The sequence below is a fragment of the Nocardia otitidiscaviarum genome, assembly GCF_007362295.1.
GTDB lineage: Bacteria > Actinomycetota > Actinomycetes > Mycobacteriales > Mycobacteriaceae > Nocardia > Nocardia otitidiscaviarum.
The window spans coordinates 6,087,647-6,107,333 of the sequence record NZ_CP041695.1; the positions used below are offsets into that span (position 1 = coordinate 6,087,647).

Sequence of the window (19,687 nt, forward strand, 5' to 3'; positions counted from 1 at the left end):
GACATGCGGGATTCGCCCGCCCTACCGTCGAATTCGGGTTCGGGACGGTCCCGGTTCGGGACAATGACGAAAGGTTTCCGATGCGACGAGGTATTCGGATGCTGGTGAGTGCCGTACTCACCGGTGCCGCGGCCGCGACCGTGGCTTTCTCGGCCGGAGCGGCCGACGCCGAGCCAGAAATTCCGGCCACCCCCGAGGGGCTGGCCAACTATATGAACTCCCTGTTGAATCCGGCCGCCGATGGGCGCACGCCAGAGTTCATCGTGGATTCCGGCAGTAGTTCGGGCAGTGGTTCCGGATCGGCGACCCCCCGCAGCTTCGCCACCGATACCCGCGGAAACGGTCCGGAGATGTCGTCGTTCCTGGCCGCGTTCGCGCACGGACTGTCGAATCCCGACGCGGCCCCGCCCGGTACGAACGACTGGAATTGCCGCCCGTCCGCCGAACACCCGCGGCCGGTGGTGCTGGTGCACGGCACCTGGCTCAATGCCTACGACACCTACGCGTATATGGCGCCGCAGCTGGTCCGCGCCGGATTCTGTGTGTTCACCACGAATTTCGGACGGCTCGGAGTGCTCGACGGCGGTGGTGTCGGACCGATTCTGCCCGGTCGCTACGGCGTCGGACCGATGGAGGATTCCGCGAAACAGTTGGGCGTCCTGGTCGATCGAGTGCTGGCCACGACCGGTGCCGACAAGGTCGATGTGATCGGCCATTCCCAGGGCGGCCCGGTCACGAGTCACTACATGAAATTCGAGGGCGGGCACGACAAAGTAGGCAAGCTGATCACTTTCGGCGCGACCAATCACGGCACCTCGCTGTTGGGAATGGCGACATTGGGCCGGATCATCACGAATCTGGGCGTCAATATTCTGGGTTTCTATCAGCCCATTATCGGGGCCGCGAATATTCAGCAGGCGGTCGGTTCACACTTCTACGCGGTCCTGAACGCCGACGGTGATACCGTGCCCGGCGTCTCCTACACCTCGGTCGGCACCCGGCACGATCAGATCTCCAATCCGTACGAGTGGACCTTCCTCCAGGCGGGGCCGGATGCGACGGTCGAGAACATCACCCTGCAACAGGGTTGTGAGCAGGACTTCTCCGACCATCTGACGCTCATGTACTCACCCCGCGCCATCTCCATCGCGCTGCGCGCACTCGATCCGGTCGCCCACCCGGAACTGGTGTGCAGTTTCAACCCCTGGATGATCGGCGGCGGAGGGAAGCTGTAATGCCGCAGACCGCACCGGCCGTGCCGCTCCGGCCGCAACCCGCCGCCCGCACCCGGCCGGTGCTCCCCGACGCGGACCCGTTCCACGCGGCCCCCGCCGAACTGGAACGGTTCGCGCCCGGCGAGATACTGCGCTCCCGCCAGGTCGAGCTGAGCCTGTTCGGCGTAATGCCGCAGCGGATCTCGGCCTGGCAGCTGCTGTATCGCACCCGGGATCTGGACGGCGTCCCGGAGGCGGCGGTGACCACGGTCGCGCTGCCCTGGGAGGCCGATCCGGACGCCTCGCGGCCGCTGGTGTCCTTTCAGTGCGCCATCGACGCCGTCGCCCCGAAGTGCTTCCCCTCCTACGCGTTACGGCACGGCGCGCGGGCGCTCGGCGCCATTCCGCAACTGGAGCTGCCGCTCATCGCCGCCGCCCTGGCGCGCGGCTGGGCGGTCTCGGTCCCCGATCACGAGGGCCTCGGCGGTCGGTTCGGCGCAGCCCGTGAGCCCGGCTACCGCGCGCTCGACGCGGCCCGCGCCGCCCTGCGCTTCGACCCGCTCGGTCTGGACGCCGGTACGCCGATCGGCCTGTGGGGCTATTCCGGCGGCGGTCTGGCCACCAGCTGGGCGGCGGAACTGGCCACCGACTACGCCCCCGAACTGGATATCGTCGGCGCGGCCGCGGGCTCACCGGTGGGTGATCCCGCGGCCGCCTTCGTGCGCATGAACGGTTCCGCCTTCGCGGGTTTCGCCATGGTGTTCACCGCCGGGCTGCGCCGGGCCTATCCGCAGCTGGATCGCATTATGCGCACCCGGGTTTCGGCCGAGTACCTGCGGCTGCTGCTGCGTGCGGAGACCAGCGCCACCATCCCGCTGCTGGCCAAGCTCGCCTTCCGCAGTGTCGACAATCATGTGCGCGGCGGTGTCGACGCCTTCCTCGACCATCCGGAGATGCGGCGCATCCTCGCCGACATCCGGCCCGGCCACCGGATTCCGGATATGCCCATGCTGATCGTGCAGGGCGTGAACGACGAAGTGATCGCCGTCGGCGATGTCGACGCCCAGGTGTGGCGCTACCTGTACGGCGGCGGCCACGTGCACTATCTGCGCGATCGGCTCAGTGCCCATCTGCCCCTGCAGTTCCTGGGCGCACCGGTCATGATGGATTGGCTGGCCGACCGTTTCGCGGGCCGTCCGCTCCAGCCCGCCGGGATCGATACGGTGTGGTCGGTCGCGACCTCGCGCCGGGCCCTGGCCCAGCACCGGGAGTTCGCCGAGCTGTGCGCGAGAATGGTTACCGGCAGCCCGATTCGGGAGCGGATCGAGATCGCCGCCGATTCCCGGCCGGTGAACCCCCATCGAAACGATGCGGAAGTCGCACCGGCATAACGACTATCGGCGCTGGGCGGTCCCGTGCTCCACGCCGGGCAGTCACGTGCTCCGCGCCGGGCGAAGCCGCGTGCTGCGTCGAGTCGATCACGCCCGGCACATCGAGCCGATTCCTCGCTCCATGCCGGGGCGAAGACGCGCTCCGCGCCCCGGTCCTACTTGCGCGAGGATCGGGGCGCGTTCGTGTCCAGCGGGTACTGTCCACGCCCACCGTCGCCCCGTTTCTCTCGGTGGCACCGCATTCCTCGAATGCGCCGCACCCCTCAGACGCGCCGCACCCCTCGGACTCGCTGCGGCCCTCAGACGCGCCGCGCCCCTCGGACTCGCTGCGCCTCCGGATGCGCCCCAGCCCGCTCAGATGCGCTGGAATTCCTTGCCCGACAGGTTGATACCGCGCGACGGCAGCCCATCGGCGGCGGCGCTCCCCGTCGCCGAATTCCGATAGGTCCGCGCCACCAGCGAGGACCGCAGATGCCACAGCCCGGACGGCCGCGACGGATCGAAACCGGTCAGCTGCGCGATGCGCTTGAGCCGGTAGTCCACCGTATTGGTGTGCACACCCAGCACCCGCGCGGTGCGCTGTCGGCTGTGGTCGCTGCCGACGTAGGTGCGCAGCGTCTCCATGAGGTCCGGATGCTCGTCGAGCGGGTCGAGCAGCGCGCCGAGGTGTTCGCGGCCCGGCCCGGGCCGGGTGAGCTGGTATTCGACCGCCAGATCGTCGAACCGGTACAGGCCCGGCGCGCACTGCAACCGGTGCACCATGTCGAGCAGTTCGTGCGCGCGCTCGGCCGCCTCCGGAATGCCGCCGGTCGCGGTGTGCACCACGGTGGCGGTCAGTGCGACCCCGGTGGCCGTGGACAGTCGGCTCACCAGATCGGCCACGGGCAGCGGTTCCGGGGTGGGCACCAGCACGGTGCCGCCCTCGGTGCCGAGCAGCGACAGCCCGCGACCGGCGGTGTGCGCGGCGAGCGCGGCCTGGACGCGCCGTAGCGTGCGCCGGGCGGCGACGGTGAGATCGAGGCCGGGGCGCGGCTGCGGCGCCGGAATACCCAGGGCCAGCACCGAATACGAGTCGGCTATCTCCACTCCCCCGGAGCGCGCCATGGTGGCCGCGGAGCGTCCGGCCAGCAGCGCGGAGGTGACGGTCTGCACGGCCGTGTGGTGTTCGGCCGCCGCCGCCCGGTGTTCGCGCACGTAGGCGACCGCGAAGGCGGCGTTGATCAGCGCAAGGATCTCCAGGAACCGCTGGGCGGTGAGCATCAGCCGGGCATAGTCGTCGGGTCCGGCGGCCTCCAGCACCAGCCCGAAGGCGAGTTCCACGCCGTCGCGCACCGCACGGTGGATGGCCCCGATGGGAATGCCCTCGCGTGCCCATTCCGCGCCCGCCCGGTGCAGGCGTTCGACCTTGTCCTCGACATCGTGACCCTCGAGGACGCCGGTGGCGAGTTCCACGCAGGTCCGGGTGACGTTGGTGACCTCGCCGCGCAGCACCTCACCGGGCAGATTGCCGATGGGGGTCACCGCCTCGGTGAAATGCGTGACCAGCCGCTGCGACAGTGCCCGCGCGTCGTGCAGTGGAGCCGAAATCGTCTGCACCGCCGCGAGCCCGTTGGACGCGGTGGTGGTTGCGGTATGTCCTGTACCGATCATGCGCGACTCCACTACAGCTGCTGAAAAACGTCGACGTTTTGGGAACGCTGACGTTCCTATTGAGGCTCCACTGTAATGGCTGTCACGCGCGGCGGCAATCACGCATGACGGCGCACTCGTGCCAGCACAGACGCCGATGGCGGGTGCGACCGAGAAGTCGCACCCGCCACCGGAATTCGATCGGAATGGATCAGGACAGCGTGGTGACCGTCAGCTCGCCGTCGGCGTACTGACCGCGCAGCCGCTTCTTGTCGTACTTGCCCACACTGGTTTTCGGCACCTCGGTGATGAAGGTCCAGTACTCCGGCAGCTGCCACTTGGCGAACTTGTCGACCAGGAATTCGCGCAGCTCTTCAGGTTTGGCCGTCGCACCCTCCGCCAGCACCACCGCGACCAGGGGCCGTTCGTCCCACTTCTCGTCCGGAATGCCGATGACCGCGGCCTCGGCCACCGCCGGGTGCCCCACGATCGCGTTCTCCAGATCCACCGACGAGATCCACTCGCCGCCGGACTTGATCACGTCCTTGGAGCGGTCCACCAGCGTCAGGTAGCCATTGGGGCTGATCTTGCCGACATCGCCGGTGCGCAGCCAGCCGTCGTGGAACTTGTCGGGGTCCACCTGCGCGCCGTCGGGCGAATAGTAGGAGCCGGTGATCCAGGGCCCCTTGACCTCCAGCTCACCCAGCGAAACACCGTCGTTGGGAACGACAGTGCCGTCGTCGCCGACCAGCCGCGCCTGCACGCCGGCCGGGAAGCGGCCCTGGGTGTAGCGGTAGGCCCAGCGCTCGTCGCCCTCGGTGCCGGTCGGCGGGTGCGAGACCGAACCCAGCGGCGAGGTCTCGGTCATACCCCAGGCGTGCAGCAGCTTCACGCCGAACTTCTCCTCGAAGGCGTGCATCATCGACGGCGGCACCGCCGCACCACCCACCACGCAGGTGCGCAGATGCGAGATGTCCTGCGGCTGCGCGGCCAGCGTGGCCAGCACCCCGCCCCAGATGGTCGGCACGGCCGCCGCGAAGGTGGGCTTGACCGCGGCCATCATCTCCAGCAGCGGCGCGGGTTGCAGGAAGCGGTCGGGCATGAGCAGATTCGACCCGGACATGAGCGCGGCGTACGGAATGCCCCAGGCATTGGCGTGGAAGAGCGGCACGATGGCCAGCACGGTGTCGTCGGCGGTGAAGCCCATGCCGTTGGGCGCGCACACCTGGGCGGCGTGCAGCCAGTTGGAGCGGTGCGAGTAGACGACGCCCTTGGGGTCGCCGGTGGTGCCGGAGGTGTAGCACATACCCGCGGCGGAACGCTCGTCGATGATCGGGTAGTCGAAGGTATCCGGCTGCGCGGCAAGCAGTTCCGCGTAGGAGTGCACCTGCACGCCCGCGGGAGCGGTGAGCGCGGCGGCGTCGCCGTTGACCACGATGACGTGGCGCACGGTCTTCAGGCTGGGCAGGTACTGGGCGAACATGGGCAGCAGCGTGCCGTCCACGATCACGACCTGGTCCTCGGCGTGATTGGCCACGTAGATCAGCTGTTCGGGGAACAGCCGGATGTTCAGGGCGTGCAGCACCGCGCCCATGGCGGGCACGGCCACGTACGCGACCATGTGCTCGTTGTTGTTCCACATGAAGGTGCCGACCCGATCGCCGACGCCGACGCCGAGTCCACGCAGGGCGTTGGCCAGCCGCGCCGCATCGGCCCCGATCTCCCGATAGGTCTGCGTGCGGACGCCCTCCCCGGTCCAGGTGGACACGGTGCTGTCGCCCTGGAAGGTGGATGCGTACGTCAGCAGCGTCGCCAGCGACAGCTGCTCATCCTGCATGGTGCTCAACATTTCCAACCGCTCCCTCGCGCTTCCCTGAGTGACCGTGAGACAGGTCACTAACGGGCGAGGATAGCCGAAATCGGACATCATGTGACCGGGGGTACCAAACATGCCCGAACCAGAGAAAGTGAAGGCAGTGCGCCGCAGTCCGCGAGCCAACTTGCGGGCGGCGAACCCCACCTTCGCCGCCCGCAAGCTGAATGTCGACACGCCGCCGCCCCACGCAGCGCCGAGCCGACCCGGAGGTCTCAGCACGGCATCGATGGGCAACGACACCCCCTGCGGCGCCGCAGAAAACACCAATCCCGAACCGAGACAAGCAAATTGAAGTAGATTCTTCCGTGAAATATATGCGCTACTGTCTGGGCTGTCCAGTCGAGCGCAGACCCGCTGGTTGAGACAGTGCCGCCCGGGGTACTCCGCTGCGCCGATCACCGGTGGCCGAAAATACCGATTCCCTGTCCCGCGATGTCTTCGCTACCGGCCACACGGCCCTCTACCGTCGGTGTATGAGTCGTGAGCCGTCCATTCTGATCATCGGCGCGGGTTTCGCGGGCCTGGGCATGGCGCTGGAGTTGCGCCGCCACGGCATAGGCAACTTCACCCTGCTGGAGAAGGCCGCCGATCTGGGCGGCGTCTGGCGGGAGAACACCTACCCGAACGCGGCCTGCGATGTGCCGTCCCCGCTGTATTCGTGGTCGTTCGAACCGAAATCCGATTGGCCGCGCCGCTTCTCGCATCAGCGCGACATCCACGAATACATGCGCGCGGTCGCCGACAAGTACCGCATTCCCGAGCACATCGAGTTCAGTGTGGAGGTCACCGACGCCGAATTCGACGAGCGGGCGGGCGTCTGGCGGGTGACCACCGCCGACGGTGCGACCCGCACCGCCGACATTCTCATTCCGGCCGTGGGCCAGCTGTCGCGCCCGGCCATGCCGAATCTGCCGGGTATCGATTCCTTCACCGGCGCGGCCTTCCATTCGGCGCAGTGGGATCACAGCGTCGATCTCACCGGCAAGCGGGTGGCCTGCATCGGCACCGGAGCCAGTGCCATTCAATACATTCCGGCCATTCAGCCGAATGTCGAGCACCTCACCCTCTTCCAGCGTTCGGCGGCCTGGATCCTGCCGAAGTTCGACACCGAGTATTCGGCGCTGCACCACACGCTGTTCAAGTACGTGCCGCCGGTGCGGTTGGCGGAGCGGTTCGCCATCTGGTCCTTCTTCGAGGTGCTGGCGCTGGCGCTCACCGATATCCCCGCGATCAAGTCGCCCGTCATCGCCATCGCCGACCGGCACCGGGAGAAGCAGGTCCCGGATCCGGAGCTGCGGGCCAAGCTCACCCCCGACTACGCGGCGGGCTGCAAGCGTGGCCTGTTCTCCAACGAGTACTTCCCGGCGCTGGCGCAGCCGAACGTGACCGTGGAGACCACGGCCATCGAGGCGGTGACGCCGACCGGCATCCGGACCGCCGACGGTGTCGAGCACGCGGTCGACGTGATCGTCTACGGCACCGGTTTCAAGGGCACCGAGTTCCTCGCGCCGATGAACATCTACGGACTGGGTGGCCGCAAACTGTCCGACGAGTGGGCGGACGAGGGTGCCCGCGCGTACCTGGGCATGTCCGTACCGCATTTCCCGAACATGTTCATGATGTACGGCCCGAACACCAATGTGGGTTCCGGCTCCATCATCTACATGCTGGAGGCGCAGGCCCGCTACATCCGCCAGGCCATCGGCTATCTGGCGCGGCGGCCGGGCAGCTTCGTGTCCGCCCGCCCGAATGTCGAACAGTCCTGGGACGATTGGCTCCAGCACCGCCTGAAGGACACCCCCTGGAACTTCTGCTCCAGCTGGTACCGCAATGCCTCGGGCCGCATCACCAACAACTGGCCGGGCGCAACCGTGCTGTTCCGCTGGAAGACCCGCACGTTCGAGCCGGGCGACTACGAGGTGGCCGCGCGCGCTTGACCTTGTCACAGTGACAAGGTGTTCAGTGGCGGCATGAACACACGAGAGGGACTACTCGCCGGGCTGGCCGCCGAGAACTCGTCCACCCGGCTCGCGGCGGCACTGGCGATCGGCACCCGGCGCGAGCCGGACGCCGTCGACGCACTCGTCGCCCGGTGCGCGATCGAGCCGGACTTCTTCGTGCGCGACATGCTCACCTGGGCGCTGACCCGTTATCCGCCGGAGCTCACGGTCCCGCGCTTGCGCACCGAGTTGCGGGCGGACGCCGCGCAGGCCCGCAGTCAGGCGCTGCACACCTTGTCGAAGATCGGCGACCGCGGCGTGTGGCCCGACATCACCGCTCGATTGCTCCGCGATGCCGACGACGAGGTGGCGCGCAGTGCGTGGCGCGCTGCTGTCATCCTGGTACCGGAATCGGAGCGGGCGAACCTGGCCACGGAACTGGGTGCGCTGCTCGGTCGCGGTGATCGGGAGCTACAGCTCAGCCTGAGCCGTGCTCTCATCACCCTGGGCGAGGTGATCGAACCGGTCCTGGAGGCCGCGTTCGCGAGCCGGACAGCGGCGGTCCGCGCACACGCCCGCGCCACCGAGCGGCTGCTGCACGACCCGGACGCCGGTTTCGAACTCGCCGTCGACGAGGCGCGCCGGGTCGTCGCGCTCGGACCGGATCGGAAGGAGACGACTGCGTGCTGATCGGTGAGGTGGCGCGGCGGCTCGGCGTGAGCGCCCGCATGCTCCGGCACTACGACTCGCTCGGCCTGGTCCGGCCGACGGGCCGCACTCTGGGCGGCTACCGCGAGTACGCGGCCGCCGACATCCGCCGCCTCTTCCTGGTGGAAGGGCTGCGCTCGCTGGGACTGTCGCTGCGCGAGATCGGGCGCGCGCTCGACGATCCCGAGTTCAGCCCTGCCGCCCTGGTCGGCGACCTCATCCGGAAAACCGAGGACCGGCTGGCCCGCGAGCGCGAACTGCTGGACCGCCTCCGCACGGTCGACGCCGCCAACCCCGACGACTGGCAGGACGTGCTGCGCATCGTCGAACTCCTGCACGCCCTGCGCTCCCCCGATGCCGCCCGCCGCCAACAGGCCGTCCTCGCCCCCGCCGAGGACGCCGCCATGCCCGCCGACCTGCTGGCCGACGCGATCCTGACCGAATCCGACCCCAATGTCGCGGGCGCGCTGCGCTGGGCGCTCGCCCGCGCGGGCGGTGACGGCGTCTCGCAGCTGGCGCGCGGCCTGCGCTCGGAAGACGCCGCCATCCGCCTGCGCGCGGTGCTGGCACTGGCCGAACTGCCCGGCAACGAGTCGACCGCCGCCCTCACCGAGGCCCTGCCGGACCCCGACCCCGGCATCCGCCGCCACGCCGCCCTGGCCGCGGGCGCCCGCGGCATCACCCAGTCCATCCCCATCCTCGTCCACACCGTGGCCACCGGCCCCAACGACATCGACGCCGCCGAAATCCTCGGCGCCCTCGCCCACGACCCCGCCTGGTCCACCCCCATCCTCACCGCCCTCACCAACGAATTCACCGCCCACCCAACAGATCCCGCCGCCCGAATCCGCCTCACCCAATCCCTCGCCGAACTCCCGTCCACCCTGGCGACCCCCACCCTCCACCACCTCACCCGAGACCCCGACCGCACCGTCTCCGGCATAGCCACCGCCCTCCTCCACCGCCCCACCGCCCAGACCCCCTGACCACCCCCAAAACCCCTGTACGAACACCCCCACCCCCGTGCATGCTGTCCTCACCCCGGTAACCCGGTAGACTCCCCGGCGTCCAGGTAGGCGGTGCCCCGCGCCGCGACCCAGGCCCTCGTAGCTCAGGGGATAGAGCACCGCTCTCCTAAAGCGGGTGTCGCAGGTTCGAATCCTGCCGAGGGCACAACATCGGCGCAGGTCAGGCCTTCTTCTTGCCGGAGTCCGCGCCCTTCGCCTGCTGCCGGTACGCAGTGGCAAACCCGTAAGGACTACCGGCCGTGACCACCCTTGTCGATCTACTGGCAACGCGTCGTTGTCTCTTGCTCGACTTCGATGGACCGATCTGCACCGTCTTCGCTGGAGCATCCAACCGCGAAGCCGCCACAATGCTTGCCAGCGTGTTGGATTCACCGTTACCCGAGGAGATCGCCGATACCAACGATCCTTTCGATGTTCTCCAGTACGCGGCTTCTCTTGATCCCATCACCGCCGCGGCGGTCGAGCGCCGATTCACGGAAGTCGAACTGCAAGCTGTCAAAACAGCGCAACCCACGCCGTTCACTCGCCGCTTCCTGTCGTACTTCGCGGAAGTCGCCGAGGGAATAGCTGTCGTCACCGACAACTCGACAACCGCAGCCACGGCCTACTTCGCCGCCCATGACGGCTACCCGAGATGGTTCGTGAACGCTGTCCATGGCCGAACATCGGCCGACGTGTCACTCGGGAAGTCGAGCCCGCATCTCCTGTACCAGGCAATGGAACAGTGCCTTGCTACGCCTGATGAATGCTGTTTCGTAGGCGACTCGGTGAGCGACATCGAAACAGGCCAGGCGGCCGGGTTCCCCGTCATCGCGTTCGCCGACCGCCCCGAGAAGGTCCAGCGCTTCGCCGAGCACGCACCGGCCGCCATCATCACCAGCATGGAGGAGCTCTCCGACGCAGCCGCCCTCCTGCTCTGAGCACGATCTGGACCACACCGTTCACCGACTTCCCAGTGTCCGTCACGTATCCGGTTTACTCTGCTTTGTTCGCGCTGCGGTATTCGCCTGCGATGTGCACTCGGCGCGAGCGACACCCAGCCCTCGGATCGCCCTCTACGAGAAGGTGTTCAACGGCTGGCGGAGCAAGCCGTCCACGGCGACGCCGCCCGAGAGCTGATCGGTGCCGAGTTGACGCGGCGTGAAAGCGGCTCGTGAGCACGCGAGCGGGCGGTCGCCGACTGGTCGGCAAGAGCAAGGTCCGACTGCGAAACATCGGGACTGTGACCGCCCTTGAGGTGCCGGTCGTGGTCGATAGGGTGCGGTGCCCAGCATGACGGTCTACCGCGGCGGGAAACGATTCCGGCGGGCAGAAGTGGTCGACTTTTTCCTTCTTGGTGCCGTTCGTCGGGCAACTCGAGCGGATACCCCGAACCGCCCGATCGCGTGACAGCTGCCCTATCGGGTTCCGCAACCCCGCGTCACGCATCAGCAGGCGATAACCCGCTACCGCGGCATGTGCGCCGATGTAGAAATCCGGTAGCGGGCTTCTCTTTTCCTCGCCGCGACGTCGAGACGCCCGTCCGTACTCATCGACGTGGTTGCACGCCCGCGCATATGCCCGGTGAGACGCTTCCCCGCCGTCGCGCTCCCTCCCGACGCACGATTCGCCCACGCTGCTCTCAGGCCGCGGATTCTGGCGCATTCGTATCGAAGGTCGCCACTCCCAATGCTCTCCACGCTTCGAGGAGTCGCTTGTCGCCCGACGCGGCGACGAGATCCGTGTCCTCCAACTGTTCGGCTGATGCGCAATGGACCGCGTCGTAGCCGCGCAAGGCCAGCGAGTCTGTCAGCTCCGCTGCGCGCAGGATCAAAGGCTCATCTACCTCGGATACCTCGATCTGCGGCCAGAGCTGATCGAGCAGTCGTCGAGACGACGCATACCCGGAGTCGTCGAGACGCGCCATGCGGTGAGCTTGCGCGAGTGCGGCCGCGGTTTCGACGTAGAGCATCCTGCTCGACACAACAGCGTCGGCATCATCCCAGAATCGGCGACAGGCTCGACTGCTCGGTTCCTCGACCAACAGCGGCACGAACGCCGACGTGTCCAGGTATCCGATCATCGGCGCTGCTCATCGATCAAGTCGCTGACGACGCCCTTTCCCTGAACAGGCGTTGGAGCCGGCTGCTTCTTCTCGCGTGCCGGTCGTATGCGTCCTTCGGCGCGCAACTGCTCGAGTCTGGTCGGCTGCTCGACGGGAACGATGCGGGCAATCGGCCGCCCGTGATCGGTAATCGTGACGGTACGGCCGGAGCGAACCTCGGCCAGGTGACGGCTGAGGCTGTCGCGCAGTTCTCGAATTCCGACGTCCACGATCAACTCCTATCGCCACATATCGATGGCAAATTATAGCCACAAGTACACCCCCTCTGGCACTCAAATGGCAAATGGACTGGCGTCCAGCTGTGAGCACGGGCATCGAGCATCGGCGAACACGGTGGCGCGTATGCGACCTCGTTCGGGCAGACATCGCCGCGTGGGCACGCGGTGCGTGTGCGCCACCTGTCGTCCAGCCACCGGCCTGCGCCGAGCACGATCGGCATGGTTGGTGCCGAAGGCTCCGGTAGCCCGTTTGGCCACGGGTGACGTGAATCCCGCGCGTCCCTCAGCCGCGGAAGCGGCTGAGGAAGGTTTCCACGCCCTCGGTCACCAGTTTGTCCGCCGCATCGGGCGGGATGCTGGAGCCGAGAGACCCGACGATCAGGTGCGGGTAGATGGTGAGCGCGAAGAACTGGGTGACCGCGATTCCCATATCGGGGATATCCAGTAGCCCGCGGTCGCGGAGATCGCCGAGCAGTTCGGCGGTCGCGGCGGCCGACAGCGCGGGGCCGCGCTGCTGGTAGGCCGGGCCGAGGTCGGGGAAGCGGCGGAGTTCGCCGGTGACCAGATTCCGCAGGGCCAATCGGGAGGGGTCGGTGGCGGAGTCGATCAGGCTGCGGGCCGCGCGCAATAGCGCCTCGCGCGGGTCCATCGTGGCGGTGAGTTCGGCGCGCACCTCCGCCAGGCTCGCCCGCGCCTGGGCCATGGCCTCGCCGACGACTTCGGTGAACAGTTCTTCCTTGCTCGGGAAATGGTTGTAGACAGTCACTTTCGACACGCCCGCCGCAGCGGCGATGGCGTCCATCCCGGTGTCGAACCCGGAGTGGATGAACAGTTCCCGGGCCGCGGTCAGGATCGCCTGCCGACTGCGTTCGGCTCGTTTGCCTGTCGGTGCCGGGGTGCTGCTCGCTCGGGCCACGGGACCAGTCTAACCACAAATTAACTATTGAGTACAGTTCTTCCTTACTGTACCGTTCAGTTAACTTATCGTTCGATGGTCAGGAGCACCCCCGATGACCCGGAATCCGACAGTCTCCTCCGCTTCCGCTCGCACCCTCCGTGTCGCCGACGCGACCCTCCACTACGAGGTGCGCGGGCAGGGTCCGGTGGTAGCGCTCATCGGCGCGCCCATGGACGCCGACGCTTTCGCACCGCTGGCGGATATGCTCGCCGCGGACTACACGGTGCTCACCACCGATCCACGCGGCAGCAACCGCAGTGTGCTCGATGATCGCGAACAGGACACCACCCCGGAACTGCGCGCCGCGGACCTGTCCGGACTGCTGACTCATCTCGATGCCGGACCCGCCGCGGTGTTCGGGTCCAGCGGCGGCGCGGTCACCGCGCTCGAGCTCGCTCGGTCGCGGCCCGATCAGGTGCACATGGTGATCGCACATGAGCCACCGGTGGTGGAGCTTCTCGAGGATGCCGAGGATCTGCACGCGGGCACCGAGGAGATGATCGCCACCTACCTGCGCGGCGATGTGCTCGGCGCCTGGGGGAAATTCATGACGCAAGCCAACATTCACCTCCCCGCCGAGGTACTGGAGATGATGTTCGGCGGTGAGCGCGATCCGCGCACGCTCGCCGACGAACGCCGGTGGTTCGCCCACGAACTGCGGGCGACCACCCGATACCGGCCCGATATCGACGCGCTGCGCCGGTCGGGCGTCTCGATCGTGGCCGGCATCGGTGAGGACTCGGCCGGGCAACTCTGCGACCGCACCACACGCGCACTGGCCGCGGCGCTTGGCGTGGAACCGACGCTGTTCCCCGGTGATCACACCGGCTTCGCCCAGCAGCCGCAACAGTTCGCCGAACCGTTGCGCGCTGTGCTGCGTCGGGCTCGAGCGCTCTCCGACTGAGCGAGCCACCGAGGGCAGCGCCGGCGTTGCGCCGAGATCTAAACAAGACGATACGTCTCGTCTTGACAAATCGGTCGACATGGCGCAGAGTTGCTCGCATCAGCGAGACGAAACGTCTCGTTTCAACTCCGCCGACTACGCCTTCGCGGCGCGAGTGCCAGACGAAAGGGATTTGCGTTGTCCAGAACCTGGTTCATCACCGGAGCCAACCGCGGTCTCGGCCGCGCGTTCACCGTGGCCGCGCTCGCCGCCGGTGACACCGTCGTCGCGACCGCCCGCGACCCGCACGCCATGGCCGACCTGGCCACCGAGCGGCTCACCGTGCTGCCCCTCGACGTCCGCGACCGCGACCGTGTCCGCACCACGGTGGCCAAGGCCTTCGCCGTCACCGGCCGCGTCGACATCATCGTCAACAACGCGGGCTACGGGCTCGTCGGCGCGCTCGAGGAACTCACCGAAGCCCAGATCCGCGACCAGATCGACACCAACTTCTACGGCGCGCTCTGGGTCTCACAGGCCGCGCTGCCGCACCTGCGCGCCCAGGGCTCCGGCCACATCGTGCAGATCTCGACCGTCGGCGCGGTCGGCTCGCTGCCACTGTTCAGCATGTACAACGCCAGCAAATGGGCACTCGAGGGGTTCAGCGCCTCGCTCGCCGACGAGCTACGCCCCTTCGGTATCAAGGTCACGCTCGCCCAACTGGGCGGCTTCGACACCGACTGGGCCACGTCGAGCATGAAGTTCGCCACCGGCATTCCCGCCTATGCGGCGATCCGCGAAGCCATCCTCGGCATGCCCGACTACCCCGACACCACCACCGCACCGCCCGCCGCCGAGCCGCCCGCGACCGACACCACACCCGCCGCCGAGGACGAATGGGCCGATGCCGCACCCGAAGTCGCCGCGACCGCTCTGTTGGAGCTGGTGGACGACCCCAACCCGCCACTGCGCAAGGTCATCGGCCCGACCGCCCACCAGATGGTCACCATGGCCCTCGACGCCCGCCGTCAGGATTACCTCACCGACCCCGAATTCACCTGGCCCGCATAACCGGCGGCCGGGTCCAGCGGCTGGCGTACAACTGCCGGACCCGGCCGACCATGGAGCTGTCGCAGCGGGTTTCGACGCGCTTCCACGCTTCGCCAGGACCGGACTCTCCCCGTCCGCGGATCCCGACACAGACGGTGCACCCAGACCGTTTGGTCTGAATCTCGAGACAGCGGATCGAGTACGGCGTAGAGTTCGCGATCGGTGAACTGATCTTGGTTGCGGCGGTCGCGGCGACGCAGGAGCGCGGCGATCGCGAGAGTTCGACGAATCGGCACTGTCGACCCGGATCCGGATCGCACGGAGCACACGGTGGCGGGACGGATCCCATCGCGGGAGAAGACGCTGATGAGCCTGTTGCACAAGGCATTCGGTATGTGCGCGTTGGCCGTCGTCGCCACGGCCTGTCCGGGGATCGCGGCGGCACAGCCCGGTTCCGACGGGCGTTTCTACGGATCGATGGCCTCGGAGATCCTCGGGGACCAGGTCCACATCATCTGGGCACTCAACTACCCGAGCTGGGCGGACTCCGACGGCCAGGTGCTGTCGAAGTGCGTTTCGGAGAACTGCACCGTGCAGGCGCGGTTCGCCAACGGGTGCGGGTCCATCGCGATCCGCAATGGCGTGCTGCTGGGCGGGGCGGGCTTCACCAGGGGCGACGCCGAGGGTGCCGCCATGGCCGCCTTCGGTCCTCCGGACTTCGTTTCGATGAGTGCGGGCGGCGATCCGTTCCCCACGGTGCTGCACACCGAATGCACCGCCCACTCGGGCTGAGCGGGCAACCGATTCGCTTCGCCCGACCGTCGGCCGACGACATGAACTCCTGCCGTCGGCCGACACCCGCCCTAGAAGCCGAAACTGCCGGTGGCGGGCGGAGTTCCAGTGGTGGGGACGGTGATCGCGACGAAGTCGGTGAACTGTTCCTCCCACTTGTTCACACAACCGCCCCGCACCTGGATCGTGGATCCCGGCTCGAGACCCGACAGCGTCACGGTGACCGTCTGGCCGACCTTGGCGAGGGTGTCGTTGCGGGCGGGCTCCTCGTATCCGTCCAGGGGATCACTGTCGCCGAAGAAGACGCGCTGATCGCCGATCGACGCCTCCGCCCAGCAGGCACCGCGATCGTTGGGGTTGCGCAGGGTGGCCGACACCGCGCCGGTACCCGCGCCGTTGAAGCTCACCTCGGGGGCATTGAACGGGGTGTCGGCGTGCGCGGGCGCGGCGGCGACGGGTGCCAGCGCCATGGCCGCGGTGGCGGCGAGGAACCCGATACGGGAGAGTCGTCTGTTGATCACATCAACCTACCTTTCCATGAAATACCTTGCGCCGCACTGTCACCACATCTGAATTACTCATATTTCATAACCTGTTCCACCAGCGGCCCGCCCGTGATCTAATGCTCGCCAACTCGGGTGCGTCAGCGCCTCGATAACGATGTCGAGGGGCACCCGGGGGCGTGGGAGTGACGATGGTGGACAGCAGAATGCAGCGGGTGGCCGGATCGGTGGCCGCGGCCGCGGTGGCGGCCGGTTTCGCGGTGGCGGCGATGCCGGGGACGGCGGCGGCCGATCCGGGGACGATCACCTGGACCGACGGGAACAGCAAGTTCACCCGGACGGTGTCGGACACCAATCCGGTCGTCGGTGACATCGTGACCGTCACAACGAAATTCGAGCGGACCGGAATCCCGGTGGAGTACATCTACTCGATCAAGGATCTGCACCCCGCCTGCCTGACCCCGGTGCCGGGATCGGCGCGCATGGGCGGTGACCAGGTCCAGCTCGACACCTCGTCCTCGGATTGGGTCCGTGCCGAGTTCGGGATCACCAAATACCCGGTGTACCCGAATATCCAGCCGAAGTCGCAGACCTTCGAGGTGCAGTACACGGTGGGCGTCAACTGCGCCCGCGACACCCCGCTGCCGACCTCCATGCACTACGGCGGCTCCCTCGGCGAGGGCATCTACCAGGGCAAGGGCCCGGCCATCACGGTGTCCGGCGATGCCGTGTCGAGCACGGTGCTCACCGATGTGACCGGCGCGCAGGTCGGCAAGGCCGTGACCCTGGAGGCGAGCGTGTCGCCCGCGGCCGTGGGCGGCACCGTCCAATTCAAGGCGGGCGAGCAGATCCTCGGCGACATCCCCGTCGCCGCGACCGGCAAAGCCTCGATCGTGTGGACCCCGGGCGCGCCGGGCGATTACACCATCGGAGCCATCTTCTCGGGCCGCAGCGGCGTAGCCGGATCGTCGACCACCGCGGTGGTCACCGTGGCCGATCAGCCGACAAATCCCGACCCGGGCCCCGGCAAGCCCAGCACCGGGTCCTTCGGATCCTGATCGCCGCGGAATCGGTTGCCGCACGGGCACGGACAGGCGGCCGTGCCCTCCGGCCGCACCGCAGTCGCGCCAACCGTAGTTGAGCGCGCGGAAACGAGTCCGCGGATCTACGACCACGAATACCCATCGAGCGATTCGACCGTACAGCGGTTTTCTTTTTCATTTCCGGCGCAGATATAGATGCTCACCATTCGTTGGAGCACCAATTCCTGAATTTCCACAAGGGACCAATGTCCCGAGTCGCCTGTAATAGGCGGCACAGGAAATGCGCGGAATAATCGAGCGGGCCGACACGCTCAATCAGACAGCTGGTGAGCCGCACGCCCGCAGCCGATCCGGCCGCAACCGACAGGCTGAAACCATAGCACCGCAGTCGGTTTCAACGAAGGCCACGGCCCGACAAGAAGAATTCATCCCCGAGTCGGGCCCACGGCAGCACACAGCCGCCGATCCGAAAGATCGGTAAGGCCAACCCCCAATCGAGAGCATCTGGAGTTGCCGTGCATCACATAATTTGCATTGCTAATGAAGATGTGTGAATCTGTTATAGCCGAAATGCATCAACCCAGGAAATGGAGAGAGAAGAATGTCCCCGAGAATCACGACTATCGCAACCTCGGCAACAGCCGTACTCGCGATGATGGTCGCCGGTTCGTCAGTCGCCGCGGCCGAGTCGATCGACGCCGTTGATCCGCACCCCACCCCCATGGTGGCAATGGTCGCGGTCGATGCCCCGGAGTCGACTCCGCCCGCCGAACCCACACAGGTCACGGATGCGCCAGCGGCAGTGCCGCCAGCGCTCCAGGCCGGCGCGGCCGAGTTCCCCGACTTCACACTGGGTACTCCCGAATCGCAGCAGGCACCTGTCATCGATCCCGAGTACCAACCCCTGGTCGACCAGCGCCGACGCGACCTCATCGGTGCGGCGGCGGTCCAGGGCGCCGCCGATGGCGCGGCACAGGGCGCGGCGCAGGGCGCGATCATCGGCGCCGGCGTCGGCGTCGGCATCGGCGCGGCACTGGGCACCGCCACCGCGGCGACCGGCGCCGGAATCGGTGCGGCGCTCGGCACCGCGGCCGGGCTGGCCGTCGGTCCGACGATCGGAGCCACCGCTGGAGCGACCGTCGGCTGTATCGCTGGAACGCCCGTCCCCATCGTCGGTTGCATGATCGGCACCGTCGTCGGCGGCTCGGTCGGCGGCGCGGCCGGAGCGGTGATCGGGCCGGTGGCGGGGGCCGGCGCGGGTGCGTTGGCCGGAGCCGGACTCGGAGCCGGCGTCGCGGCGCTCGGCACCGTGCCGGTCACCGCGATCACCGCGGCCGTCGGCAGCGGTATCGGCGCTGGAGCAGGAGCCGCCGCCGGTGCCGCGACCGCCGCCGCGCAAGCCAATTCCGACCTGGCACAGCAGAATCTCGACGACCTCGATCCCTTCGCCTATCGCTATCGGTGACCCCGACACGACGATCGGGCACCGCGTTGCAGAGCACCGATGACCGGCGCCGGGATCGGCAGCGATCCCGGCACAGTCGTGCTGTTCACCCGCGCACCTCCGCCTCGGCGGTCGTCACGACCGCGCGTCCGGCACGGGCTCGAGGACGGCGAGGTCTCCGTCGTATCGACGGTACAGCAATCGACCACGCGCGGACCGCGGCTCGATGAAGAACAGGAACGGTAACCCATTCCCGCACAAGCGCTTCGCCGCCACCAGGTCCGGAGCGACCACGATCGGCGTCAGATCGACGGCGAGGCGACTGTCGCACGGCCCCTTCGGCAAATCCACCCGGTGCTGCCGGACCAGCCGAACGTCCCGGGACCCGGCCCGGTAGACGATCGCGTCCTCCCCGGTGTCGGCATCGCGGAAGAAGAAGGCGTCGAAATCCATCGAGTCCATGATGGCGCCGGCCACACGGGGAGTCAGCACCAGCAAACGGCACGGCTTGCGCCGCGTGATCGGACGCAACCCCGTGATCATCGCCAGCGTCCGCCGCGGTGCGGAGAGCCACGGGTCCGGCACACCCTCGGCGATGCGAGCTATCTGACCATCGAGGCGCTGGGCGATCAGCCGGGCGCCGTCCACACTGTCACCGGCGGCCTGCACCCGGCACCGCCGACCGTCGATGCGCGCATTGACCTGGAAGACCGTCGTTGCCATTTCGCGCCGATGTCTGGTGACCCGGAGGTGTGCGATCGAATCGACCGGCCGACCGCGCAGCACGCGACTGACCTCCAGCACGGCGTAGGCCAGGTCGGCGGCCGGGACGGGTCCATTCGTGTTCACCGTCAGACCCCGGTCGACCTCCGCCGCGGTCAGTTCTGCCCATCGCATCCGAATCTC

At 67.8% G+C, this 19,687-nt stretch carries 18 protein-coding genes and 1 tRNA gene; 12 read left to right on the top strand and 7 right to left on the bottom strand.

Annotated features, from left to right (window positions below):
* Positions 1 to 80 precede the first annotated feature (80 nt).
* Both FOH10_RS27250 and FOH10_RS27255 read left to right on the top strand, forming a co-directional pair.
* Positions 81 to 1,235, top strand: a complete 1,155-nt coding sequence (locus FOH10_RS27250) for an esterase/lipase family protein (protein WP_143982847.1) — start codon at positions 81 to 83, stop codon at positions 1,233 to 1,235.
* Entirely contained in the window at positions 1,235 to 2,605 is a 1,371-nt protein-coding gene (locus FOH10_RS27255; protein WP_143982848.1) for a lipase family protein, read from the top strand. The genes FOH10_RS27250 and FOH10_RS27255 overlap by 1 nt, the downstream gene beginning before the upstream one ends.
* Positions 2,606 to 2,959: 354 nt before the next feature.
* Here FOH10_RS27255 and FOH10_RS27260 read toward each other — a convergent pair whose 3' ends face one another.
* Positions 2,960 to 4,255 carry a PucR family transcriptional regulator gene (locus FOH10_RS27260; protein ID WP_143982849.1) on the bottom strand — a complete coding sequence of 432 codons (1,296 nt, stop codon included), beginning with the start codon at positions 4,253 to 4,255 and terminating at the stop codon, positions 2,960 to 2,962.
* Between the two features lie 190 nt (positions 4,256 to 4,445).
* Complete coding sequence (locus FOH10_RS27265) at positions 4,446 to 6,083, bottom strand: long-chain fatty acid--CoA ligase (RefSeq protein ID WP_143982850.1); 1,638 nt, start codon at positions 6,081 to 6,083, stop codon at positions 4,446 to 4,448.
* Between the two features lie 500 nt (positions 6,084 to 6,583).
* On the opposite strand from FOH10_RS27265, the gene FOH10_RS27270 reads away from it, so the two are divergent.
* The 5 genes from FOH10_RS27270 (at position 6,584) to FOH10_RS27290 (ending at position 10,706) form a co-directional block, all read left to right on the top strand.
* Positions 6,584 to 8,047, top strand: a complete 1,464-nt coding sequence (locus FOH10_RS27270; protein WP_143982851.1) for a flavin-containing monooxygenase — start codon at positions 6,584 to 6,586, stop codon at positions 8,045 to 8,047.
* Between the two features lie 33 nt (positions 8,048 to 8,080).
* Positions 8,081 to 8,740, top strand: a complete 660-nt coding sequence (locus FOH10_RS27275) for a HEAT repeat domain-containing protein (protein WP_143982852.1) — start codon at positions 8,081 to 8,083, stop codon at positions 8,738 to 8,740.
* On the top strand, positions 8,734 to 9,744 hold the full coding sequence (locus tag FOH10_RS27280; protein ID WP_143982853.1) for a HEAT repeat domain-containing protein: 1,011 nt from the start codon (positions 8,734 to 8,736) through the stop codon (positions 9,742 to 9,744). Before FOH10_RS27275 ends, FOH10_RS27280 begins: the two co-directional genes overlap by 7 nt.
* Positions 9,745 to 9,858: 114 nt before the next feature.
* A tRNA-Arg gene (locus tag FOH10_RS27285) sits at positions 9,859 to 9,931 on the top strand.
* 94 nt (positions 9,932 to 10,025) lie between these two features.
* Positions 10,026 to 10,706 (top strand): HAD family hydrolase, encoded by a 681-nt coding sequence (locus tag FOH10_RS27290; RefSeq protein ID WP_143982854.1) that lies wholly within the window; start codon positions 10,026 to 10,028, stop codon positions 10,704 to 10,706.
* Positions 10,707 to 11,407: 701 nt separating this feature from the next.
* Here the strand turns inward: FOH10_RS27290 and FOH10_RS27300 are convergent.
* The 3 genes from FOH10_RS27300 to FOH10_RS27310 form a co-directional block, all read right to left on the bottom strand.
* Positions 11,408 to 11,848, bottom strand: coding sequence for a type II toxin-antitoxin system VapC family toxin (locus tag FOH10_RS27300; RefSeq protein WP_143982855.1), 441 nt, complete (start codon positions 11,846 to 11,848; stop codon positions 11,408 to 11,410).
* On the bottom strand, positions 11,845 to 12,099 hold the full coding sequence (locus FOH10_RS27305; RefSeq protein ID WP_081592740.1) for a type II toxin-antitoxin system Phd/YefM family antitoxin: 255 nt from the start codon (positions 12,097 to 12,099) through the stop codon (positions 11,845 to 11,847). Before FOH10_RS27305 ends, FOH10_RS27300 begins: the two co-directional genes overlap by 4 nt.
* 292 nt (positions 12,100 to 12,391) lie before the next feature.
* The gene (locus FOH10_RS27310; RefSeq protein WP_143982856.1) at positions 12,392 to 13,024 is read right to left on the bottom strand and encodes a TetR/AcrR family transcriptional regulator; all 633 of its coding nucleotides are present in this window, start codon (positions 13,022 to 13,024) and stop codon (positions 12,392 to 12,394) included.
* 94 nt (positions 13,025 to 13,118) lie between these two features.
* Between FOH10_RS27310 and FOH10_RS27315 the strand changes: the two genes are divergently transcribed.
* The 3 genes from FOH10_RS27315 (at position 13,119) to FOH10_RS27325 (ending at position 15,791) form a co-directional block, all read left to right on the top strand.
* Positions 13,119 to 13,970, top strand: coding sequence for an alpha/beta fold hydrolase (locus tag FOH10_RS27315; protein ID WP_143982857.1), 852 nt, complete (start codon positions 13,119 to 13,121; stop codon positions 13,968 to 13,970).
* Positions 13,971 to 14,147: 177 nt separating this feature from the next.
* Positions 14,148 to 15,020, top strand: a complete 873-nt coding sequence (locus FOH10_RS27320; protein ID WP_143982858.1) for an SDR family NAD(P)-dependent oxidoreductase — start codon at positions 14,148 to 14,150, stop codon at positions 15,018 to 15,020.
* A gap of 345 nt (positions 15,021 to 15,365) precedes the next feature.
* Positions 15,366 to 15,791, top strand: coding sequence for a DUF4189 domain-containing protein (locus tag FOH10_RS27325; protein ID WP_143982859.1), 426 nt, complete (start codon positions 15,366 to 15,368; stop codon positions 15,789 to 15,791).
* A gap of 71 nt (positions 15,792 to 15,862) precedes the next feature.
* Here FOH10_RS27325 and FOH10_RS27330 read toward each other — a convergent pair whose 3' ends face one another.
* A complete protein-coding gene (locus FOH10_RS27330) occupies positions 15,863 to 16,312 on the bottom strand; it encodes a hypothetical protein (RefSeq protein ID WP_143982860.1) in 450 nt (149 codons plus the stop codon).
* A gap of 173 nt (positions 16,313 to 16,485) precedes the next feature.
* Between FOH10_RS27330 and FOH10_RS27335 the strand changes: the two genes are divergently transcribed.
* A complete protein-coding gene (locus FOH10_RS27335; protein ID WP_143982861.1) occupies positions 16,486 to 17,352 on the top strand; it encodes an Ig-like domain-containing protein in 867 nt (288 codons plus the stop codon).
* A gap of 586 nt (positions 17,353 to 17,938) precedes the next feature.
* The gene (locus FOH10_RS35865) at positions 17,939 to 18,802 is read left to right on the top strand and encodes a hypothetical protein (protein ID WP_244961396.1); all 864 of its coding nucleotides are present in this window, start codon (positions 17,939 to 17,941) and stop codon (positions 18,800 to 18,802) included.
* Positions 18,803 to 18,916: 114 nt separating this feature from the next.
* Here FOH10_RS35865 and FOH10_RS27350 read toward each other — a convergent pair whose 3' ends face one another.
* Entirely contained in the window at positions 18,917 to 19,678 is a 762-nt protein-coding gene (locus FOH10_RS27350) for a sigma 54 modulation/S30EA ribosomal C-terminal domain-containing protein (RefSeq protein ID WP_143982864.1), read from the bottom strand.
* Between the last annotated feature and the right edge of the window lie 9 nt (positions 19,679 to 19,687).

Coding starts and splice junctions, on each gene's coding strand:
- FOH10_RS27300 (WP_143982855.1), bottom strand. CDS start 11,848: ATGATCGGATACCTGGACACGTCGGCGTTCGTGCCGCTGTTGGTCGAG.
- FOH10_RS27325 (WP_143982859.1), top strand. CDS start 15,366: ATGAGCCTGTTGCACAAGGCATTCGGTATGTGCGCGTTGGCCGTCGTC.
- FOH10_RS27270 (WP_143982851.1), top strand. CDS start 6,584: ATGAGTCGTGAGCCGTCCATTCTGATCATCGGCGCGGGTTTCGCGGGC.
- FOH10_RS27335 (WP_143982861.1), top strand. CDS start 16,486: ATGGTGGACAGCAGAATGCAGCGGGTGGCCGGATCGGTGGCCGCGGCC.
- FOH10_RS27275 (WP_143982852.1), top strand. CDS start 8,081: ATGAACACACGAGAGGGACTACTCGCCGGGCTGGCCGCCGAGAACTCG.
- FOH10_RS27315 (WP_143982857.1), top strand. CDS start 13,119: ATGACCCGGAATCCGACAGTCTCCTCCGCTTCCGCTCGCACCCTCCGT.
- FOH10_RS35865 (WP_244961396.1), top strand. CDS start 17,939: ATGTCCCCGAGAATCACGACTATCGCAACCTCGGCAACAGCCGTACTC.
- FOH10_RS27255 (WP_143982848.1), top strand. CDS start 1,235: ATGCCGCAGACCGCACCGGCCGTGCCGCTCCGGCCGCAACCCGCCGCC.
- FOH10_RS27250 (WP_143982847.1), top strand. CDS start 81: ATGCGACGAGGTATTCGGATGCTGGTGAGTGCCGTACTCACCGGTGCC.
- FOH10_RS27350 (WP_143982864.1), bottom strand. CDS start 19,678: ATGCGATGGGCAGAACTGACCGCGGCGGAGGTCGACCGGGGTCTGACG.
- FOH10_RS27265 (WP_143982850.1), bottom strand. CDS start 6,083: ATGTTGAGCACCATGCAGGATGAGCAGCTGTCGCTGGCGACGCTGCTG.
- FOH10_RS27260 (WP_143982849.1), bottom strand. CDS start 4,255: ATGATCGGTACAGGACATACCGCAACCACCACCGCGTCCAACGGGCTC.